The sequence below is a fragment of the Streptomyces sp. NBC_00209 genome (assembly GCF_045206345.1).
Taxonomy (GTDB): Bacteria; Actinomycetota; Actinomycetes; order Streptomycetales; family Streptomycetaceae; genus Streptomyces.
Genome location: NZ_CP108121.1, coordinates 6478606 through 6498142 on the forward strand (window position 1 = coordinate 6478606; position 19537 = coordinate 6498142).

Sequence of the window (19537 nt, forward strand, 5' to 3'; positions counted from 1 at the left end):
GTCCGGTCTTACGGGGGCTGACGCGCCGTCCGGTGCGTCAGCCCCCCTCGCTGATCCGGAAGACCGGGTGGTCCGGGCAGGCCGCCAGGATCTCGGCGTCCGTGGACTTCGCCGTGACGCCCTGGAAGTACTGGTTGACCTCCCAGCCCCACCGCTCCAGGTAGGCGCGGATGACGGTCGCCTTGTGCGCGTCGTCCGCGATCTCCACCGCCGAGAAGTGCCGCGTCCGGCGGCCGCGGCGCAGCTCCCCGCCGCCCGCCTCCCGCATGTTGCGCACCCACTGCGAGTGCCCGCGGGCGGAGACCAGGTACCGCACACCCTCGTAGGTGTGCGGGTTGACCGGGACGCGCTGCATCTTGCCGCTCTTGCGGCCCCGCACCGACAACTCCTGCGAGCCGAGCAGGCTGATTCCGTGCCGCGCGAGCCAGCCGACCAGGCTGTTGAAGCGGACGTTGAGCGGGCTGGCCTGCAGGTAGTACGGCTGCGTCTGCGACATGGTGTGACCCCCACGGTGGAGAGAGCATTTCCGAGAGCACTGCTCTCGCTTGAGATCAGTGTGCACGGAAGTGGCGCTCAAAAGCAAGAGCACTGCTCTTGTTATTGGTCGCTGCTCTGCGCGCATGGCAGACTGAACCCCATGAGCGCTATCCGGGGAGCCAGGGAACGGGCCCGTATCGAGGTCACCGCCGCCATCAAGGACGAGGCGAGGAAACAGCTCGCCGCCGAGGGCGCCGCGAAGCTGTCGCTGCGCGCCGTCGCGCGCGAGCTGGGCATGGTGTCCTCGGCCCTCTACCGCTACTTCCCCAGCCGGGACGACCTGCTGACCGCCCTCATTGTCGACGCGTACGACGCGGTCGGCGAGGCCGCCGAGCGGGCCCAACGTGCCGCCGCCGCGCCCCCCGGCGCCCCCGCCACCGGTCTCACCCGCTGGGTCGCGGTCGCCTGTGCCGTACGCGACTGGGCGCTGGCCCACCCCCACGAGTACGCGCTCATCTACGGCTCGCCGGTGCCCGGCTATTCGGCGCCTCAGGACACCGTCGGCCCCGCCGCACGCGTCGGCATGGTGCTCATCGCCATCGTGGAGGAGGCCCGCCGCGACGAGGGCCTGGCGCTTCCGCCGCTCCCGGACGAGCTGCGCCCGGAGGCCGAACGGCTCGCCGCCGATGTGGCCCCCGGGCTGGCTCCGGCGGTGGCCGCCCCGCTGGTCGCGGCCTGGTCCCAGCTGTTCGGGCTGATCTCCTTCGAGGTGTTCGGCCAGTTCAACCGGGTGGTGGAGGCGCGCGAGGTCTTCTTCCGCCAGGCCGTCACGGAACTGGCCCGCGCCGTGGGCCTCCTGGGCCGGCGCGGCTGAGCCCGGCTACCGGGTCATGACCAGGTGATCGAGGAGTTGTCGCGCCAGAGCCGGGCCGGCTCCGCGTCGCCCGTCACCGTGAGGGCCGTGAGCGGAAGTCGGTTCCACAGGGCGAGGTAGAGCGTCTGGGCCGGGCCGCTCAGCTCGCAGTCCACGGCGGATGTCAGGTCCGGCGCCTCCTCGCGCACCGCCACCGGCGGTTCGGCGGACAGCTGTACGGTCCACACGGCATCCATGTCCGTCGCCCGGATCCGCAGCGTGCGCGGGGTCCCGGTACGCACCCGGCTCTTCGGGCGGGCGTGCATCCCCCGCAGCAGTTCGTCAATGCCGTCCAGCGCGTGGGCGGGCGCGACGGCGGAGAGCTCGCCACCCCGCGCGGACTCGGCGTCCACCCGGTGGATCGTCGTCTCGTGGGCCTGGCGGCGGGCCCAGAAGGCGAGCGGCGACGGCGCGGGCAGGAACGACCAGCACTCCACGTCCTGCGGCGCCTTCTCCAGCGTCTCCACCAGGAGCCGGTGTCCCTCGCGGAAGTGGGCCAGCAGCTCCGGTCCGTCCAGCTCCGGTTCGCCGCCGTCGGGGACGTACGAGGTGTGTCCCTCGCGGACGAAGGCGGCGGCCCAGGCGTGCACCATCGCGGTGTGCCTGAGCAGGTCGCGCACCCGCCAGTCGGGGCAGGTCGGCACGGGGGCCCCGGAGCCCGCCTCGCCGGCCGCGTCCGCCAGCAGGCGCCCCTCGGCGGCCAGGGCCGCTATGTGTTCCGTGATCTTCATGGACGGATTGTGCCAGCCGGGCGGGCCCCGAAGGGCCGTCCGGTCAGGCTCCCTGGGGGTGGGCCGTACGGTGCCGGCGGGCGCCGCCGCGTACCAGGCGGACGAACCAGCCCAGCGCCAGCGACTGCACCAGTACGGACACCGTCAGCGCCAGGTACATGAACCAGGCCGGGCCGAAGGATTCCGCCCCGGCCAGCGAGCCGCCGAGCAGGAACACGAACACGGTCGGCGCCGCCAGCAGGAACAGCCAGACACCGGCGAACGAGGCGTCGTCATGGGCGACCAGCAGGGTGTCCACGGTGACGAACACGGCGGCCGCGGCGACCGCGCCCAGGTAGACCAGGGACGCGGCGTTCCCGAAGGTGAGCCGGGCGAGCGTGCGGAGCGCCTGCTGGTCGATGGACGGCTTGTTCATGGTGTGTTCCCCCTTGAATGGCTGTTCCTCCATCGTGCGCGCGGGGAATCGTTCCTGCCTGAGTACCGCTACTCATTCGGTCAGGTGCGTGCCGCGTTGCGGGCCCCGTAGCCCAGGGCCGCCGCCGCACCCGCCAGCACCGCCACCGTGGTCAGGGCCACCGGCAGCGAGAACCAGTCGGCCAGGAAGCCGATCGCGGGCGGCCCGAGCAGCATGCCGCCGTAACCGAGCGTCGAGGCCGCCGCGACCCCGCCGGGTCCGGCCAGCTCGCCGGCCCGGCCGACCGCCACCGGGAAGATGTTGGCGAGGCCGATCCCGGTGACCGCGAAGCCGAGCAGCGCCAGCCAGGCCGTCGGGGCGAGCGCGCCCAGGAGCATCCCGGCGGCCGCCGTGGCGCCGCCCGCCACCAGCGTGCGGGTCTGCCCGAGGCGTTCGAGGAGGGCGGTGCCGCTGAGCCGGCCCGCCGTCATGGCCAGCGCGAACAGCGAGTATCCGGCGGCGGCGACCCCGGGACGGGCGTGCAGGTCCTGTTCCAGGTGGAGGGCGCCCCAGTCGGCCAGCGCGCCTTCGCCGTACGCGGTGCAGAGCGCGATCAGGCCGAACAGCAGCACCACCTTGCGCGCCCGCCCGGACAGCCGCTGCGCGGACCCGCCGGCGGGCGGGGCGTCCGCCCGCTCCGGGACCACGGGCGCCGGGTGCCGCAGGAGGACCGGGCCCGCGAGCGCGGTGACGAGCAGTCCGATTCCGGTCAGGAAGAAGAGGTGCGTCGCGGGCGAGAGACCGGCCGCGACGAGCCCGCCGAGCCCTGCGCCGAGCATCCCGCCGAGGCTGAACGCGGCGTGGAAGCTGGGCATCACGGGGCGGCGCAGGGCGGCGACCAGATCCACCGCCGCGCTGTTCATCGCCACGTTCATCCCACCGTACGCGGCACCGAAGACCAGCAGCACGAGCCCCAGCGAGAGGGCCGAGTGCGTCTGGGCGGGCAGTGCGATGCTGAGCGAGAGGAGAACCCCGCAGGCCACGGTCACCGCGTGGCTGCCGAACCGGCGGCAGAGCCGGCCGGTGAGCGTCATGGTGACCACGGCACCGGCGGAGACGCCGAGGAGCGCGAGGCCGAGGGTGGCGGCCGAGGCGCCGGTCTGGTGCTTGATGGCCGGGATACGGACCACCCAGCCGGCGAAGAGGAATCCGTCGAGGGCGAAGAACACGGTCAGCGCGGTACGGAGACGGGCCGGGGAGAGCGTGGCGGTGTTGCCGCCGAGGTCCCCCGGGAGTGCCGTCCGCAGTTTGTTTAGTTGCGGCACAAACTCAGCATAGGGGTGGCCCGACGGCTGGTGCAAGACGGATGTCACGCCCGGCCCGAAGCGCGGGGCCCGCAGGCGCACACCCGGGGCAAGTCGGCCACCACGGCGTCGGACGCACCTCCGGATCATGGGAGACTCGCCCCCATGAACGGCAAGGCGACCACCACCCGGACGAAGTTGGAGAGGGGCCGCAGCGCGCTCGGACCCGCTCTGGAACTGGTCCACACCGGACGCGCGCCCACGCGCGCCGTCCTCACCTCCGAGCTGGGGGTCACCCGCGCGACGGCGGGCGCAGTCGCCGCCGAGCTGGAAGCCCTCGGCCTCATCCGGGTCGACTCCAGCCCCGGTTCCGCGGCGGGTTCGCAGGGCCGGCCCTCGCACCGGCTCGCCGTACGGGAGTCCGGCCCGGTGGCCGTCGCCGCTCAGGTGCACGCGGACGGCTTCCGCGCCGCGCTCGTCGGCCTCGGCGGCCGGCTCGTCGCGACCGCCCCCGGCTGCGTCACCATCACCGCCGACCCGGCCCAGGTCATCGGCGAGGTCGTGGACCACTGCGCACGACTGCTCCGGGACAGCGGACTCCGGTGTGTCGGCGCCGGGCTCGCGGTGCCGTCGGCGGTCGCCGAACCGGAGGGCACCGCCCTCAACCCGCTCCACATCGCCTGGCCCGCCGGTGCCCCGGTCCGTGACATCTTCGCCACCTGCGTACGCGAAGCGGGCATCGAGGGACCGGCGTTCACCGGCAACGACGTCAACCTCGCCGCCCTCGCCGAACACCGGCACGGCGCCGGGCGCGAGGCCCAGCACCTGCTGTGCGTCGCCACCGGACACCGGGGCGTGGGCGGGGCGCTCGTCCTCGACGGCCGCCTGCACACCGGGAGTTCGGGCCTCGCCCTGGAGGTCGGCCACCTCACCGTCAACCCCGAGGGCCGCCCCTGCCACTGCGGCGGCCGCGGCTGCCTGGACGTCGAGACCGACCCGCTCGCCTTCCTCACCGCCGCCGGGCGCACCCCGGGCCCCGAGGAGTCGCTGCTCAAGCAGTCCGGGGACCTGCTGCGCAACGAGTACGGGGACCCGGCCGTGCGCACCGCCGCCGAGGAGCTGATCGACCGGCTCGGCCTGGGGCTCGCCGGTCTCGTCAACATCCTCAACCCGGACCGCATCATCCTCGGCGGGCTGCACCGCGCCCTGCTCGACGCCGACCCCGAGCGGCTGCGGGCGGTGGTGGCCGACCGCAGCCTGTGGGGCCGCAGCGGAAGCGTGCCGATCCTGCCGTGCACCCTCGACCACAACAGCCTGGTCGGGGCGGCGGAACTGGCCTGGCAGCCGGTCCTGGACGACCCGTTGGGGGCGCTGGTCTGAGGGCTCCCGGCGGGCTCAGGCGCCCGGCGAGGACCCGCCCTCCACCGGCGCATCGAACGCGAACGCCCGCGCCGGGTTGGCGACCAGCACCGTATCCATCACCGCGGCGCCCAGCACCTCTTCGAGGCGGGGCCGCAGCCGTCGCAGCAGGTGCGGCATGCCGGGGGTCTCCGGCACCGTCGTGTCACCGCCCAGCAGCAACTGCCCGGTGAACCCCGCACCGGCCAGCTCCGCCAGCTCCGCCGGAAGACGCCAGTCCGTCGCGTGGTTGGCCCGCGACGGCCCGTCGAACGCCAGGAAGGCTCCCGCCCGCGCCGCCTCCCGCTGCACCGCCCCGTCCGGGGAGCGGCCGAGGTGGCCGAGGATCACCCGGTGCGGCGGGACGCCCAACTCCCCGCACAGCAGGTCCAGGACGTCGAGCGCGGCCGTGCCCAGCTCCAGGTGGACGGCGATCGGCGCGCCCGTGCGGTGATGGGCCCCCGCCGCCGCGGTCATGGTGAGCCGGGCGTGCGCGTCGAGGGTGTGGAAGGCGCCGGCCACCTTGATCAGGCCCGCCCGCACCCCGGTGGTGCCGATGCCCTCGGTCAGCTCCGCGACGAAGAGCGCGGCGAGGTCGTCCTTGATCCGGTCCAGCAGCCCCGGCGGGTAGTGCGCCGCCTGGTGCAGGCCCGTCGCGGCGACCACATGCGCGCCCGTCGCCCGGGACAGCTCGGCCAGCGCACCGGCCCCGCGCCCCATGCCGTGCGGCGTCCACTGGACCACGGCCCGGCCGCCCAGCGCGTGGAAGGCGCGGAGCCGTCCGGCCGCCGACTCCGGGTCGTCCAGCTCCCGGCCCGGCAGCATCGGGCTGCGCAGGAAGAGGTGGTCGTGCGCGTCGCAGACCCCCAGCTCCCCGGGGGCGATGTCCCCGAGGACGGTACGGACGGCGGCTACCACTGGCGCCCCTTCGTGATCCGGTCCTGCTCGGGGCGGCTGAGGTGGAGCACCTGGTAGCGCTCGCCGGGCGCGGCCGGGGCGTCGTGGTCCCAGAGCGTGAAGTGCAGGAGCTCCCAGTGGCGGGGATCGGCCGCCAGCGCCGAGGCGACGGCGCCCGGTGCCTTCGCGAGCCGGCGGCTCTCCTCCAGCGCGGCTGCCACCGCGTCCGCGGGGGAGACCGACGGCGGTACGGGCGAGCGGTGGCGGGTCGCCGACCGGGGGAGTGCGGACGACGCGGGCCCCTCCTCGTAGGCGAGCCCGGTCCAGTGCTGCACCACGGGGCGGCCGAAGTCCTGGACCAGGCCCTGGAATCCGGGGCCCCAGAGGAAGGAGTTCATGCCCTCGGGCCGGGTCCACAGGTAGAACGGCGCGTACTGGTTGACCGGTGAGTCCTCGCCCCGCTCCCGCATCAGATACGCCTTGAGCCCGAGCCCCGGGAAGTTGTCCAGGAGATGGCCCCGGGTCGCCACCCGGTGGCGGATGACGCCCATGTCGTAATCGGCGGGCAGGGTGATCTCGTACTGCATGGCATGCATCGGAGGGCTCCTCAGGTCGCCGGGTAGTCGGCGACGTGTGCGTCGGTGTGCCAGTGGATGGTGCTGCCGTCCTCGGCGGCCTCGACCACCGCGAGATGGGTCATGAACGTGCGCGGCGAGGCCCCGTGCCAGTGCCATTCGTCCGGCTCGATCCACACGGTGTCCCCGGCCCGGATCGTCTCGACGGGACCGCCCCTGCGCTGCACCAGGCCCTCGCCCTCGGTGACGTGCAGGACCTGGCCGTGCGGGTGGGTGTGCCACGAGGTGTGGCCGCCCGGTGCGAAGTGCACGCTGAACATCCGCAGCCTGGAGGGCGGTTCGGGGGCGGCGATCTCATCGAGCCACACCGTGCCGTTGAAGTGTGCGGAGGGGCCCTGTCCGGTGTCGGGGCGGTTCCTGGTGATGCGCATGTGCGGCTGCTCCTGAAGCGGTCGATGGGGTCAGGCGGGCGGTGCGAGAAGGCTGAGCAGTCCCCGTACGCCCGCGTCGAAGGCGTCCGTCGAACCCGAGGCGCGGGCCAGCACATAGCCGCCCTGCACCGTCGCGACGACCGAGGCGGCGATGTCCTCGGGCACCACGCCGGGGGCGAACTCGCCGCGGTCGACGCCCTCGCGGACGATGTCGGCGATCCTGCCGCGCAGCCAGGCGATGGTCTCGTCCACCGGTTCCCGCAGCTCGTCGCTCGCGACGATGTCCGGGTCCATGGTCAGCCGCCCCACCGGGCAGCCGCGCAGCACATCGCGCTCGCGCAGCAGATAGGCCGAGATCCGCTCGTACGCCGTTCCGGGCGTGTCGAGCACCCGGTCCGCGGCCTCCCGCAGCTCGTCGGCCGTGCGGCGGATGGCGGTGAGGGCCAGATCCGGTTTGCCGGTGAAGTGGTGGTACATGCTGCCCTGGCCCACGTCGGCGTGCTGCTGGATGGCCTTGGGGCTCATGCCCACGTAACCGCGCTCCCAGAGGAGCTCCCGGGTGGCTTCGATCAGACGGTCCTGAGTGCTCATGCCAGCAGTGTACATACTAGTAGGTACAGAATGGGGGCCGCTGTCGCGCATACGTGAGCGGGGCACCCCCATTCGGGGATGCCCCGCGCCTGTCGTGTCAGCCCACCACGGCCGACCGCGACGCCGAGGGCGGTGAACCCTCCAGGTGTTTCAGGACGCTCAGATCGAACGGCCCGTCGGTCGTCGCCCCGTACACCACATGCGCGGGCGGGGCGGGCGGCGCGGCCGCGGGAAGCGTGAACCACACGACCTTCCCCGCGCCGCCCCGGGGGCGCACGCCCCAGCTCTCGCTGACCGCGGCGATCAGTGCGAGCCCGCGCCCCGACGTGCTGGAGTCGTCGGCCTCGCGCACGGTCGGCAGCCGTGGATCGTGGTCGTGGACGGAGACCGTGAGCCGTTCGAGCAGCAGCTCGATCTCGACGGTGCATGACTTGTCCGGCTGTGCGTGCCGGTGGACGTTGGTGAGGAGCTCGGTGACGCCCAGCGCTGTCTGGTCGATCAGAGAATCGAGATGCCAGTAGCGCAGTTGTGCCGAAATGATTCTGCGGACCTGACCGATCCGCGACGGCAGGGCCTGGAGCTCCACCGTGCAGTGCCTGCTTGGCTCGCTGATCACGGCTGCGACTCCCCGAAATAGGTCCGGAAGAAGACGAAGGAACGGATCCAGCACATGGCTCGCTGCTGAGTCCGGGCCGGCGGCCTGGATCACAGGGTGACCGCCGGTGCACCATGAGTGACGCGACTCCAATGTCGCTCAGGGCATACGGCTCCGCAACTCGCGGTGTCCCGCGCCCCACCCGCCTCAGGAGCGGCGCCCTCCCGCCCTGTACAGCGCCGCCAGGAACCGGTGCGAGGGCGCTGTGTCGCCGGGTTTGCCGGCCGGCCGCCGCATCGTCAGCCGGTATCGCGTCCCGTTGACCCGCGCCACCGTGGCGTCCGACCCCGCGAACCACGGTCTGCCCGCGCTCACCGTGCCCACCGGCGCGCTGTCGATCTCCCGCCCGTAACTCGTCAGGAGGGCCACCCGCCCGTCCTTCACGGTCACCTGCCCCGCCCTGGTGACCGAGCGCGCCCACCGGTCGATGCGCACGCCGGTCGCGCTGAACTCCGTCACACCCGTCGCCCCGAACTCCGTTTCCGACATGGCCCCTTCGCCCCCTTCGTCATGCCTCTGAGACGAAGTGTGCCCATCCCGGAGCGTGTGCACCAGAGCGGGACGGAACGTAAACGGCGCATTCGGGCCGTGTGGGGGCGCAGCGGTCCGGCCGCGACACCAAGGCACTGCTATGGACCATCAAAGTCAACGTTTGTGCAGGTGGGGGGCATATCGTGGGCCCCGCCGAAACCGGTCGTACGAGGAGAAGCGCGCAGATGGACACCACCGAGCACGGGCACGGCGGCGCAGCCGCGCCGACCGTCGACGTCGACCGCTCCGACCCGGCCTACCGCGCCTGGCTCAAGGAGGCCGTCCGCAAGGTCCAGGCCGACGCCAACCGCTCAGCCGACACCCATCTGCTGCTCTTCCCGCTGCCGGAGAGCTGGGGCATCGACCTCTACCTCAAGGACGAGTCGACCCACCCGACCGGCAGCCTGAAGCACCGGCTGGCGCGTTCGCTCTTCCTCTACGGGCTCTGCAACGGCTGGATCAGGCCGGGCAAACCGGTCATCGAGGCGTCCAGCGGCTCGACCGCCGTCTCGGAGGCGTACTTCGCCAAACTGATCGGCGTCCCGTTCATCGCGGTGATGCCCCGCACCACCAGCCCGGAGAAGTGCCGGCTCATCGAATTCCACGGCGGGCGCTGCCACTTCGTGGACGACTCGCGCCGGATGTACGAGGAGTCGGCGCGGCTCGCCGCCGAGACCGGCGGCCACTACATGGACCAGTTCACCTACGCCGAGCGGGCCACCGACTGGCGGGGCAACAACAACATCGCGGAGTCCATCTACCAGCAGCTGCGGCTCGAACGCTATCCCGAGCCCACCTGGATCGTCGCCACCGCCGGCACCGGAGGCACCTCCGCGACCATCGCGCGCTACGTGCACTACATGCAGCACGACACCCGGATCTGCGTGCCCGACCCGGAGAACTCCTGCTTCTTCGACGGCTGGACCCACCACGACCCGCACGCCACCAGCGACTGCGGCTCCCGTATCGAGGGCATCGGCCGGCCCCGGATGGAGCCCAGCTTCGTCCCCGGCGCCATCGACCGGATGATGAAGGTCCCGGACGCCGCGAGCGTCGCCGCGGTGCGCGCCCTGGAACGGGCCATCGGGCGCAAGGCGGGCGGCTCCACCGGCACCGGGCTGTGGAGCGCCTTCAAACTGATCGCCGAGATGGTCGCCCGGGGCGAGCGCGGCAGCGTCGTCACCCTGATCTGCGACCCCGGCGACCGGTACCTCGACAAGTACTACTCCGACTCCTGGCTGGCCGCGCAGGGCCTCGACATCGCCCCGTACACCCGGACCATCGACCGGTTCCTGGCCACCGGCGACCGGCCGGAGGCGTGAGACCTCAGCCGTACCGGCCCGCCGGGCGGTCCAGCATGGCGTCGAGCACCCGGCCGAACACCCGCTTCCCGGCACCGGCCAGCACCGGGTCGGCCCAGCGCGGCAGCAGCCGTACGCTCAGCTCCTCCACCCACACCACATGCGAGCCGGCCCGGTTCGGATACACGTCGATCGACGCGCGGCCCAGCACCACCCGGCCGCGCTTCTCCAGCCGGCACATCCCCGCCCGGCTCCCGGCCGGGGGCGACCAGCGGACCACTTCCATCGGATCGTCGAACGCCAGCGGACCCACCCCGGTGCGCGCCACGAACACCGTCCCGACCCGGGTCGGCAGCCCCGTCGGCACCGTGATCACGGTCAACGGCACCTGCGCGGCATGCCGCTCCCAGTCCGTCACCCGGCGCCAGGACTCGGCTGCGGGCAAGGAGGTGAAACGCTCGATCCGGAACACGGCCACACCGAGATCCTAGGGCGTGAAAGCCCTGTCGCGAGCGGAGCGGAATGCTCAGCCCTCGGTGGGCCCGGAGTCGCCCGCCACCAGCAGCCCCGGCAGATACTCCTCGATCTCCGCCCGGGCACCCGTCGGCAGCCCCGCGTCCGTGACGAATGTGCTCACCTCGTCCAGCGAGGCGAACGAGCTGAGACCGACCGTGCCCCACTTGGTGTGGTCGGCGACCACCACCACCCGGCGCGCCGACCGCACGAACCGGCGGTTCGTCTCCGCCTCCGCCAGATTCGGCGTGGACAGCCCCGCCTCCACCGAGATCCCGTGGACCCCGAGGAACAGCACATCGAAGTGGAGCGCCGCGATGGCCCGGTCCGCGACCGGGCCGACCAGCGAGTCGGAGGGCGTACGCACCCCGCCGGTGAGGACGACCGTCGCCGCACCCGGCCGGCCGGCCGCAGCGCCGGGCCGCTGCGCCGCGTGGAACACGTCCGCGACCCGCACCGAATTCGTCACGACCGTCAGATCCGGCACATCCAGCAGATGCTGGGCCAGCGCATACGTCGTGGTGCCCCCGGACAGGGCGATCGCACTGCCGGGCACCGCCATCGCGGCGGCGGTCCGGGCGATGTCCTCCTTGGCGGTCAGCTCCAGCGTCGACTTCGCCTCGAAACCGGGCTCGTGCGTGCTCGCCTCGACCACCGGCACGGCACCGCCGTGCACCTTCTCGATCACGCCCTGCCGGGCCAGCGCGTCCAGATCCCGGCGGACGGTCATGTCCGAGACATTCAGCTTCCGGGTCAGCTCGTTGACCCGCACCCCGCCGCGCCGGCGCACCTCTTCAAGGATCAGCGCGCGCCGCTGCTCCGCGAGCAGGTTCTGATTCTCGCTCAACGCCGGGCCTCGCCCTTCCCTCTGGCCGTACAGGAGTCCGTATCGACGGAGTCATCCTGCCACGCTCGGTGTCGCGGGCCCGCGCCCGGGGGAGATTCGTCAGTAACGGTGACCGGCCATCAGCCGCCGTCCCCCCCTGCGAGAGCGAGACGCACGTGCCCCCTCCCACCCCGGCCCCGCGCAGCCCCGGCCCCGCGCTGGAATTACTGGTCCACGGGGTGGGCGGGACCACCCCCCAGGACATGCTGACCGACCCGCGCACGGTCCGGGTCACCGGCGACACCACCGCCGCCATCTACCGGCGCTCCGCGGACGTCGACGCCGAACAGCACCCCGAGCGGTACCGCGACAAGCCCATCGCCGAGGCGTACTGCTGGTCCAACCTCACATCCGGCAACGGCTCCCGGGCGCTGTGGCTGGTGCTGCTCCCGTTCATGGTGATCAACCTCGCCCACTGGATGCGCCCCACCGCCCGGCGCCGCCCCCGCGCGATCCGGCTGTACGGCGTCCTCGTGCGGCTCATCGCGCTCAGCCTCACCGTGCTGCTGACCGCCGCCGCCTGCGAGGTCGCCCTCGACCTCACCGCCTGGCAGTGCGCGGGCGTCGCCGCCTGCTCCGAGAAGCGCTCCTGGCTCGGCTTCCTCGCCGCCGAACAGGGCGGCTGGTGGTCCCAGCCCGGCCGCCGCCTCGCCCTGGCCGCACTGGTGCCGGCCGCGCTGGTCGGGCTGCTCTGGTTCCTGTCCAACCGCACCTGGAGCGCCTACGAGTCCCAGCGCCCGCTGACCGAGGCGGACCCGGACGACGACGAGGAGGACGACGGCCCCGCACCCGCCGCCGAACCCGTCCGCCCCGCCCTCGGACGGCCCGGATTCTGGTACGGCCGCCGCCTCGTCGCCCGGCTGCGCGCCGCCCACACCGCGGCCGGCTTCCTCACCGTCGCCGCGGCCGTCTCGGAGGCCGCCGCCCGCCACGACCGCGCCGTCACCGGACCGGTCGCCCCGCTCCTGGGCCGGCTCATCGAAGGGGCCCTCGCCCTCGGGCTCGTCGTCGTGCTCCGGGTGGTCTGCCGCCGGGGCCGCAGCGAACGGCGCCTCGACAACCGGCTCGACCGGGCCGTCATCACCTGGCTGCCCGGCGCCGCGCTGGCCCTCCTCGTCCTCGCCGCCGTCCACGCCGCCTGGCCGCGCCCCGGCTGGACCTCCTCCGGGAGGCTCCCCGGCGACACCACGCTGTTCCGGGCGGTCAGCGTCACCGAAGGCATCCTGGTGGTCCTCCTCGCCGTGATCTCCCTCTACCTGTACCGGCGCTGCCCGGAGCCGCGCACCGTCCTGCGCGGCCTCGGCGGACCGGCCGTCGCGATGCTCGCGTGCGCGCTCGGCGGCGTGATGACCGGCGGCGTCGCCCAGCGCGTCGCCGACTGGCTCGACGGACCCGGCAGCCCGGGCATGGGGCGCAGCGCGCTGATAGAGGGACCGCCGGTGCTGCTCAGCTGGCAGGCGTCGGTCATCCCCGTCCTCCTCGTGCTGCTCCTGGTGCCGGGCGCCGTCCTCGGCGTACGGACCTGGCTGACGGCCCGGCGGCTGGAACCCGTGGTCGACGCGGAGTACGGCGAACCGTTCCCCGATCCGTCGCGGACCAAGCGGATCGCCCGCATCCGGGCCACGGCCGCGCTCACCGACTCGGCGCCCCGCGTGGTGGGGATCGTCTCCGGCGCCACCCTGTTCCTGGGCGCGGGGGCGGTCGCCGGATCCTGGGCCACCGGCGAGGTCCCCGGACTCGCGCTGGACGGCAGCGGCCCGTTCCTCGAATCGGTGGCCGAGGCGGCGCAGTCCACCGGCTCCTGGCTGATCGGCTTCGGCTTCCTCGTCTTTGTCGCCTGCGGCAGACGGGCCTACCGGGACGCGTCCGCCCGGCGCACGATCGGCATCCTCTGGGACGTCGGTACGTTCTGGCCACGCGCCGCCCACCCCTTCGCCCCGCCCTGCTACGCGGAGCGCGCGGTGCCCGACCTGGCCTCCCGCATGTCCGGCTGGACCGGCCGCACCCGGGGCCGGCTCGTCATCTCCGGCCACTCCCAGGGCAGCGTCCTCGCGGCCTCCGCGGTCTGGCAACTGCCCGCCCGCACCCGCTCCCGGGTCGCCCTGCTGACGTACGGATCGCCGGTCGAACGGCTCTACGGCCGCTGGTTCCCGGCCTACTTCGGGGCCGGGCAGCTCCACGGGCTGCACCGCTCCGTGCACTGCTGGCGCAATCTGTGGCGGGCCACCGACCCCATCGGCGGCGAGATCCGGCTCGGCGAGGAATCCGGCCCCGAGGTCGACCGGGGCCCGCTCAGGGACCCGCTGGTCTACGGGCGGACGCCCGAACACCCGCTGCCCGAGCCGGTGCTCGGCCACTCCGACTACCAGGCCGACCCCGTCTTCGCCGAGGAGCGCGCCGCCCTCCTGGAACGGCTCGACCCCGTCCTGCCCCAGCAGGCGGAACCGGTCGGCGAGGACGTCAGGGCAGTTCCGGGAGGTCCTCCGGATACAGCAGAGTGAGGTCGTCCGTGCTCGGATCGGCGAGCTGGGCGACCCGGCCGGCGTGCCGCTCGACCATCGACTCGAAGGTCTGGCGAGCGGTGCGCCCGTTGCCGAAGGCAGGCCCCTTGGGCAGCTCCGCGAAGTACTTCAGCAGCGCCTCACCGGTGCCCGACGCCAGGCTGTACTCGTGCTCCTGGGACTGCTGCTCCACGATCCGCAGCAGCTCGGCCGGCTCGTAGTCGCTGAACGTGATGGTCCGCGAGAAGCGGGACGCGACCCCCGGGTTGACGGTCAGGAACCGCTCCATCTCCTGGGTGTACCCGGCGACGATGACCACCACCGCGTCCCGGTGGTCCTCCATCAGCTTCACCAGCGTGTCGATCGCCTCCCGGCCGAAGTCCCGGCCGGAGTCCTCGGGCGACAGCGCGTACGCCTCGTCCACGAACAGCACCCCGCCGCGCGCCCGGTCGAACGCCTCCTGCGTACGGATCGCCGTCGAGCCGATGTGCTCACCGACCAGGTCGACCCGGGACACCTCGACCAGATGGCCCCGCTCCAGCACCCCGAGCGCGGCCAGGATCTCCCCGTACAGCCGGGCCACCGTGGTCTTGCCGGTGCCCGGGGAACCGGTGAAGACGAGATGGCGGCGGACCGAAGCGGCCTTGAGGCCCGCCTCCCGGCGCCTGCGGCCCACCTCGATCATGTCCGTGAGCGCCCGAACCTCCCGCTTGACGCTGTCCAGGCCGACCAGCGCGTCGAGCTCGCCCAGGACCTCGCCGGAGGTGCGCGCGGGCTCGGCGGGCGGCTCCGGTTCCACGGGGCGCGGCGCGGGGACCGAGCCGAGCAGCCCGGGCGAGGTCTGGGTGGCCGTCAGGACCGGGGCCGGCGGGGGAGTGGCGGTGCGCAGCCCGCTCTCGTCGCTCGTGCAGTCCTCCACGACCGGCCCGCTCCCCGTGCCGTTCCCGGAGGCGGTGCCCTCGGGGAACTCGTAACCGCCGCGCGCGCACCGCTCGGTGCGGCACCGGGTGAGCGTCGTCCGGCAGCCCTCCATCACGTGGAAGCCGTAGCCCTCGCTGCCCGTGACCCGGCAGGCGTTGAACGTCCCCCGGCCCTCGGCGGACACATAGAACCCTGCCTCGGCGGGGGAGGTCACCGTGCACCGCTCGATCACCGGGTCGGCGCCCTTGGTGACGATCACACCCGTCTGCACGGCGTCGACGGTGCAGTTGTTCAGCGTGCCGCCGCTGCCGTGGTCCCGGAACCAGGCACCGGTCGACGCCTCCCGGATGCGGCAGTCGTCCAGCTGCGCGGTCGCCCCGTCGCTGACGGAGACCGCGGTGTTGCGGACCTGGGAGAGATCGCTGTCCACGACATCGGCCCGCGAGCCCCGGTCCAGGACGAACAGGGCGTCCGGCACGTCGTGGACCCGGCAGGAATCCAGTATCACCGTCGCCCCGTCGCTGACCCAGACCGCCGGGTAGTCGCCCGTACTGTCGTGGATCTCGCACTGGTTGGCGTCCACCCGGGTGCCCGGGTCCCACACCGAGAGCCCGTTGCGGCCGAAGCGGCGCACCGTCGAGCGGGTCAGCGTCAGCACCGCCCGCGAACGCAGGTCCACCGCGTTCTCCGGGATGTCGTGGATGTCGCAGTCGGCGAGGGTGAGCACCGCGTCGGTGTCCAGCGTGACGCCGTCCGCCGAGGTGCGGTGCACCGTGCAGTCGGTGAGATGCGCGGAGGCGCGGGTGGTCACCTGGATCCCGCTGCCCTTGATCTCGTACACCTCGCAGCCCAGCGCCTCCAGGCCGCTGCCCTCGCCGGTGACCGAAAGGCCCGCGCCCGAGGCGTGGTGGACCCGGCAGCGCTCAAGACGCGGGTGCCCGCCGTCGCGCACGGCGACCCCGGACTGCCCGGCCGAGACGATCTCGCACTCCTCGAACACCCCGCCCGCGCCGTCCAGCACGGCGATGCCGACGCCGGCCGGATTGTCGACGGTGCACCGGCGCACGGTGGGCCGGGCCGCGCCGCGCACCTCGACACCGGCCGCCGAGCGGGTCACGATCCGTACGTCCGCTATCTCCGGTGCGCCGTCCTCGACCAGCACCGCCGGGGCCGCCGAGTCCTGCCCCTCCACATGGAGGTCCTGGACGACGGCGGAGGCGCGCAGCGTCAGCGGCACCCCGTCGGCGGGGGCGATGCGCACGGAGCCGACGGAGCCCTCGGGGCCGCGCAGCGTGACCGCGCGGGCGATGACCAGGTTCTCCCGGTAGGTGCCGGGCGCGACGGTGAGCACATCACCGTCCGCCGCCGCTTCGAGCGCCGCGGTGAGGGAGGCGTATTCGCCCGTGCGGCGCCGCCACCGCGATGTGCCGGTGTGCGTCACCTGGACCGTGCCCTGTGCCATGGCGCTGTCGTGCCCCCGCCTCGTGCGTGTGTGATGCCCGTGTCACCGGCCTCGCGGCAGCGACCAGCCGGGGTCCGCCTGCCGGAGAGCGACGGGCGGGCCGGTCCACCGTAGCGCGCGCGGACGCCGGGAGTTGACCCGATGCGCAGGTCCCGGCGGCTGCCCGGACACGCCTCAGCTGCTGCCGGTGCCCGTCCTGCCCCAGTCCGGTCCGACCGCCGCCCAGGCCCGGTCGAGCCGTTCGTACCGCCGCCAGGTCATGCGGCGGAGGACCAGGCGCCGGACGCACTCGATCAGCAGGGCGGACAGCATCGCGGCTCCGAAGCCGGCGAGCGCGGCATGCGTGTGCGCCGTCGGTATGTCCATCGGCCGGAGCACCGGGGCGCCTTCGCTGTCGGTCCAGATCCGGACCCGCGCTCCCGGCGACGCGTTGCGCGAGGCGGTCGTCACCGTCGCCGTGCGGGCCGCGCCGTCCGGGGTGTGCCACCGGGCCACCACCTCGGTCCGCCTCATGGAACCGCCCGATATCTCGGGATCGGACGCATAACGGGCGGCGGCCACCCGACGCACCACGACGGCCGCGGTGAGGTGGCGGTCCGCCCGCTGGGCGCGCACCGCCGCCTGGAGCGCCGCGTCCGTCCGGGCCCCGCAGAGCCAGCCCACCGCCGGAACCGCCAGCATCAGCAGCAGGAACGCGGCCAGGGCCAGCCACGCCTCGCACCGGTCCGTCGCCCGGCGCAGCGGATTGCCGCGCCAACGCCAGACGCCCGCCATCGCTCGCACAGTCCCCGCACCCCCTTCCGCACCCGTCCCCGCCCGGTACGGTGCCGCCCAAGCGCCGGGGCCGCGCGGTGCGGGCGGCCCACCGTGCTCAACGCGCGGCCCGCCCCCGTGAGTTCCCGGCACCCCCGGGCCGGTCACGCGGAGCGCGGAACGGCGCACGGACCCGTGTTGCCGGGCACCCCGCCCCGGGCCGTGCGCCGTCTGATCCGAAGGGTCTAGTAGCCCCGGCCGCCCTGGTAGGGCCGGCCGTACGGGTCCTCGTACGGGGACTGGGCCGGGACGGGACGGGCCGCGGCGGGGCGCATCGACTCGTAGCCCGAGGCCGGCGCCGGGCGCTGCTGCTGCGGCGGCGGGGGCGCCTGGTACATGCCGCGGCCGCCGGCGGGCTGCTGCGGGATGTACGGCGCCGGCGCGTGCTGGAGCTGCGCGGGCTGCATCGGTGTGTAGCCCTGCTGCGCCGCCGGCTGGGGGTAGCCGTAGGACTGCTGGGGCTGGGAGGGGGCCGCGGGAAGCGCCGGCAGGGCCGACGGGAGCGCCGGCAGATAGCTGTTGCCGGTGTCGTAGGCGGCGGGCACTCGGATCGGCGCGATCTGAGGGGTGCCCCGCTCCGCGACGAGGGAGTCGTAGATCGGGGTGTCGGCAAACGACGGCGCGGCGTAGTAGCCGCCGCCGTAGGTGGAGCGGGGGGAGGTCATGACACCTAAGTTAAGCCCACGATGTGCAGATTGGGGAGTCCCAATTTTGTGGTCATCGGATTTACCCTCGTCCTACCTGCCTGACCTGCGGAAACGCCGTTGTCTTACATGGCCCTTACCCACGGGAATCCCTCCCTTGATTCACTACTGATCTACGCGGTGCACGGGCGGTGCGATTTCCGGAGTGCAATTCGGGTGGGCGCCCCCACCGGGGCGGCAATGAGATGCCGAGAGGGCCGAGGGCCCGGCCCCGAGCCTTACCCGCTGTTCAACGAAGGCGGCAACACGTTCATCCGGGACGGCACTTACGGTGGATGATCCGGCGAAAGCCGCGTACACGCCGTCCGTTGACGCCAGGATGACGCCATGAAGAAACACGGTGTGCGCCCCGCCGCCCGGCCGGTGCTGGTGAGGATTCCGGTGGAGCCCGTCGAGGCCGCGATCGAGGCCGACGCCTTCGACGCGGCGTCGCGCAACAAACTGGCCGTCCGCGGACCGCTGTTCGGGGTGGCCTCACAGTCCGAGGCCGACGGACAGCGGTGGCAGGTGATCGCCGCGATCACCAACGGCTGCCCCCAGCAGGCCAGGGACGACCTGCAGTCCAAGCTGTGGTTCCGGGCCAAGGACGAGGCGGAGACCGAGGCGGAGCGGCGGGCCCTGCTCGGCGCGGTCGCCCGGCTGGAGACCGGGAAGCCGTCCGAGGTCACCGTCCTCGGCACGCGCTACCGCGTGGTGCGCGCCGAGGAGTACGCGGGCCTGGCCCCCGACGGCGGCGTCGAGCTGCCGCGCCCCACCGACCCCGAGCCCGTCCTGCCCGAGTGGACCCGCACCACGGAGACCGCCGCGGTCGACGACGGACTGGTCCTGGACCCGGACGCGCCCGTCACGCCCCTCCAGGCGGCGGAGATGCTGACGATGCGCTCCTTCGCGTACAAGGGGAGCCGGTACCCCGGCAACGTCCTGCGCGACTCCGCGCGCGCCGCGGACACCCATCCCGACGTCCTGCTCCTGCCGACCTCCTTCGTCGTCGTGGAACGGACCGGCGACGAGCGGTGGGGAGTCGGCGGCGGCCTGCACGCCACCCCGCAGGACGCCCGGCGCGCCCTCGACTTCTCGCTGACCTGGTTCCGGCCCCGGCAGGCGGGCGTCATCGAGGTCACCGCCGGGCCGGACGTGGACGCGCGCAGCCTCGTCGCCGAAGGCACCCACCCCGACCTCGCCGAGATGAAGGTCCTGGCCGACGCGGCCGACCGGCTGCGCGCGGGCCGGCTCAACGAGGTCCAGGTCGGTGACACCGTGTGCCGGATCGCCCGCTCACGGCGCCTGCTGCGCTGGGGGCCCGACGGCCCGGAGAGCCAACGGCCGTCCGACGTCACCATGGTGGAGCCGATGGCCCTCCACCCCCGCCTGGACGCGCACGGCGTCGTCCACAACCGCGAGGAGGGCACGCGGCCGGAGGACACCGACACCGCCTGATCCGGCGAAGAGGCGGGCTGGCGCCGCGTTTACGGGTCCGGGCGCCCATACCCGTACCTCGGTGGGTCCCGTGGCGGGACCGGCAGTAGGTTGACCCGGAAA

Annotated in this window: 19 protein-coding genes and 1 pseudogene; 5 read left to right on the forward strand and 15 right to left on the reverse strand. The window is 73.4% G+C overall.

The window, feature by feature from the left end; genetic code table 11:
- Positions 1 to 37 precede the first annotated feature (37 nt).
- Positions 38 to 496 carry a nitroreductase/quinone reductase family protein gene (locus tag OG867_RS29380; RefSeq protein WP_406289907.1) on the reverse strand — a complete coding sequence of 153 codons (459 nt, stop codon included), beginning with the start codon at positions 494 to 496 and terminating at the stop codon, positions 38 to 40.
- 141 nt (positions 497 to 637) lie between these two features.
- Here OG867_RS29380 and OG867_RS29385 point away from each other — a divergent pair, with 141 nt between their 5' ends.
- Positions 638 to 1351, forward strand: coding sequence for a TetR/AcrR family transcriptional regulator (locus tag OG867_RS29385; protein ID WP_406289909.1), 714 nt, complete (start codon positions 638 to 640; stop codon positions 1349 to 1351).
- Between the two features lie 14 nt (positions 1352 to 1365).
- Here OG867_RS29385 and OG867_RS29390 read toward each other — a convergent pair whose 3' ends face one another.
- From OG867_RS29390 to OG867_RS29400, 3 genes are all read right to left on the reverse strand, one after another.
- A complete protein-coding gene (locus tag OG867_RS29390; RefSeq protein WP_406289911.1) occupies positions 1366 to 2121 on the reverse strand; it encodes a maleylpyruvate isomerase family mycothiol-dependent enzyme in 756 nt (251 codons plus the stop codon).
- A gap of 43 nt (positions 2122 to 2164) precedes the next feature.
- Positions 2165 to 2536, reverse strand: a complete 372-nt coding sequence (locus tag OG867_RS29395; RefSeq protein WP_406289914.1) for an SCO4225 family membrane protein — start codon at positions 2534 to 2536, stop codon at positions 2165 to 2167.
- Positions 2537 to 2616: 80 nt separating this feature from the next.
- The gene (locus tag OG867_RS29400; RefSeq protein ID WP_406289918.1) at positions 2617 to 3840 is read right to left on the reverse strand and encodes an MFS transporter; all 1224 of its coding nucleotides are present in this window, start codon (positions 3838 to 3840) and stop codon (positions 2617 to 2619) included.
- 144 nt (positions 3841 to 3984) lie between these two features.
- On the opposite strand from OG867_RS29400, the gene OG867_RS29405 reads away from it, so the two are divergent.
- Positions 3985 to 5199 carry an ROK family protein gene (locus OG867_RS29405; protein ID WP_406289921.1) on the forward strand — a complete coding sequence of 405 codons (1215 nt, stop codon included), beginning with the start codon at positions 3985 to 3987 and terminating at the stop codon, positions 5197 to 5199.
- 15 nt (positions 5200 to 5214) lie between these two features.
- Here the strand turns inward: OG867_RS29405 and OG867_RS29410 are convergent, their stop codons facing one another.
- The 6 genes from OG867_RS29410 to OG867_RS29435 all read right to left on the reverse strand — a co-directional run bounded on the left by OG867_RS29410 (position 5215) and on the right by OG867_RS29435 (position 8855).
- Positions 5215 to 6135 carry a phosphotriesterase gene (locus OG867_RS29410; RefSeq protein ID WP_406289924.1) on the reverse strand — a complete coding sequence of 307 codons (921 nt, stop codon included), beginning with the start codon at positions 6133 to 6135 and terminating at the stop codon, positions 5215 to 5217.
- On the reverse strand, positions 6129 to 6710 hold the full coding sequence (locus OG867_RS29415; protein WP_406289926.1) for a DUF4865 family protein: 582 nt from the start codon (positions 6708 to 6710) through the stop codon (positions 6129 to 6131). Before OG867_RS29415 ends, OG867_RS29410 begins: the two co-directional genes overlap by 7 nt.
- An 11-nt stretch (positions 6711 to 6721) precedes the next feature.
- The gene (locus OG867_RS29420; protein ID WP_018102756.1) at positions 6722 to 7120 is read right to left on the reverse strand and encodes a cupin domain-containing protein; all 399 of its coding nucleotides are present in this window, start codon (positions 7118 to 7120) and stop codon (positions 6722 to 6724) included.
- A gap of 30 nt (positions 7121 to 7150) precedes the next feature.
- Positions 7151 to 7726 carry a TetR/AcrR family transcriptional regulator gene (locus OG867_RS29425; RefSeq protein ID WP_406289928.1) on the reverse strand — a complete coding sequence of 192 codons (576 nt, stop codon included), beginning with the start codon at positions 7724 to 7726 and terminating at the stop codon, positions 7151 to 7153.
- Positions 7727 to 7808: 82 nt separating this feature from the next.
- Complete coding sequence (locus tag OG867_RS29430; protein ID WP_328898927.1) at positions 7809 to 8327, reverse strand: ATP-binding protein; 519 nt, start codon at positions 8325 to 8327, stop codon at positions 7809 to 7811.
- A 186-nt stretch (positions 8328 to 8513) separates the two neighbouring features.
- The gene (locus OG867_RS29435; protein ID WP_328898926.1) at positions 8514 to 8855 is read right to left on the reverse strand and encodes a hypothetical protein; all 342 of its coding nucleotides are present in this window, start codon (positions 8853 to 8855) and stop codon (positions 8514 to 8516) included.
- Positions 8856 to 9082: 227 nt separating this feature from the next.
- On the opposite strand from OG867_RS29435, the gene OG867_RS29440 reads away from it, so the two are divergent.
- A complete protein-coding gene (locus OG867_RS29440; RefSeq protein WP_406289931.1) occupies positions 9083 to 10219 on the forward strand; it encodes a PLP-dependent cysteine synthase family protein in 1137 nt (378 codons plus the stop codon).
- Between the two features lie 4 nt (positions 10220 to 10223).
- Here the strand turns inward: OG867_RS29440 and OG867_RS29445 are convergent, their stop codons facing one another.
- Both OG867_RS29445 and OG867_RS29450 read right to left on the reverse strand, forming a co-directional pair.
- Complete coding sequence (locus tag OG867_RS29445; RefSeq protein ID WP_406289934.1) at positions 10224 to 10676, reverse strand: SRPBCC family protein; 453 nt, start codon at positions 10674 to 10676, stop codon at positions 10224 to 10226.
- Between the two features lie 48 nt (positions 10677 to 10724).
- Positions 10725 to 11558, reverse strand: a complete 834-nt coding sequence (locus OG867_RS29450; RefSeq protein WP_406289936.1) for a DeoR/GlpR family DNA-binding transcription regulator — start codon at positions 11556 to 11558, stop codon at positions 10725 to 10727.
- 242 nt (positions 11559 to 11800) lie between these two features.
- Here OG867_RS29450 and OG867_RS29455 point away from each other — a divergent pair.
- A pseudogene (locus OG867_RS29455) lies at positions 11801 to 14085 on the forward strand (hypothetical protein); the annotation flags it as partial.
- On the opposite strand, the gene OG867_RS29460 reads toward OG867_RS29455, so the two are convergent.
- From OG867_RS29460 to OG867_RS29470, 3 genes are all read right to left on the reverse strand, one after another.
- Complete coding sequence (locus OG867_RS29460; protein WP_406289939.1) at positions 14058 to 16481, reverse strand: right-handed parallel beta-helix repeat-containing protein; 2424 nt, start codon at positions 16479 to 16481, stop codon at positions 14058 to 14060. The pseudogene OG867_RS29455 and the gene OG867_RS29460 sit on opposite strands and share 28 nt — an antisense overlap.
- Positions 16482 to 16655: 174 nt before the next feature.
- Positions 16656 to 17255 (reverse strand): hypothetical protein, encoded by a 600-nt coding sequence (locus OG867_RS29465; RefSeq protein ID WP_406289941.1) that lies wholly within the window; start codon positions 17253 to 17255, stop codon positions 16656 to 16658.
- Positions 17256 to 17479: 224 nt separating this feature from the next.
- Positions 17480 to 17959 carry a DUF6643 family protein gene (locus tag OG867_RS29470; RefSeq protein WP_406289944.1) on the reverse strand — a complete coding sequence of 160 codons (480 nt, stop codon included), beginning with the start codon at positions 17957 to 17959 and terminating at the stop codon, positions 17480 to 17482.
- 366 nt (positions 17960 to 18325) lie between these two features.
- Here OG867_RS29470 and OG867_RS29475 point away from each other — a divergent pair, with 366 nt between their 5' ends.
- Positions 18326 to 19435, forward strand: coding sequence for a DUF5954 family protein (locus OG867_RS29475; RefSeq protein ID WP_406289946.1), 1110 nt, complete (start codon positions 18326 to 18328; stop codon positions 19433 to 19435).
- Positions 19436 to 19537: the final 102 nt, after the last annotated feature.

Bases quoted from the DNA above. Each gene is read 5' to 3' on its own strand.
- OG867_RS29385 (WP_406289909.1), top strand. From the start codon at position 638: ATGAGCGCTATCCGGGGAGCCAGGGAACGGGCCCGTATCGAGGTCACC.
- OG867_RS29415 (WP_406289926.1), bottom strand. From the start codon at position 6,710: ATGCATGCCATGCAGTACGAGATCACCCTGCCCGCCGATTACGACATG.
- OG867_RS29460 (WP_406289939.1), bottom strand. From the start codon at position 16,481: ATGGCACAGGGCACGGTCCAGGTGACGCACACCGGCACATCGCGGTGG.
- OG867_RS29425 (WP_406289928.1), bottom strand. From the start codon at position 7,726: ATGTACACTGCTGGCATGAGCACTCAGGACCGTCTGATCGAAGCCACC.
- OG867_RS29440 (WP_406289931.1), top strand. From the start codon at position 9,083: ATGGACACCACCGAGCACGGGCACGGCGGCGCAGCCGCGCCGACCGTC.
- OG867_RS29420 (WP_018102756.1), bottom strand. From the start codon at position 7,120: ATGCGCATCACCAGGAACCGCCCCGACACCGGACAGGGCCCCTCCGCA.
- OG867_RS29405 (WP_406289921.1), top strand. From the start codon at position 3,985: ATGAACGGCAAGGCGACCACCACCCGGACGAAGTTGGAGAGGGGCCGC.
- OG867_RS29390 (WP_406289911.1), bottom strand. From the start codon at position 2,121: ATGAAGATCACGGAACACATAGCGGCCCTGGCCGCCGAGGGGCGCCTG.
- OG867_RS29465 (WP_406289941.1), bottom strand. From the start codon at position 17,255: ATGGCGGGCGTCTGGCGTTGGCGCGGCAATCCGCTGCGCCGGGCGACG.
- OG867_RS29470 (WP_406289944.1), bottom strand. From the start codon at position 17,959: ATGACCTCCCCCCGCTCCACCTACGGCGGCGGCTACTACGCCGCGCCG.
- OG867_RS29475 (WP_406289946.1), top strand. From the start codon at position 18,326: ATGAAGAAACACGGTGTGCGCCCCGCCGCCCGGCCGGTGCTGGTGAGG.
- OG867_RS29380 (WP_406289907.1), bottom strand. From the start codon at position 496: ATGTCGCAGACGCAGCCGTACTACCTGCAGGCCAGCCCGCTCAACGTC.
- OG867_RS29435 (WP_328898926.1), bottom strand. From the start codon at position 8,855: ATGTCGGAAACGGAGTTCGGGGCGACGGGTGTGACGGAGTTCAGCGCG.
- OG867_RS29395 (WP_406289914.1), bottom strand. From the start codon at position 2,536: ATGAACAAGCCGTCCATCGACCAGCAGGCGCTCCGCACGCTCGCCCGG.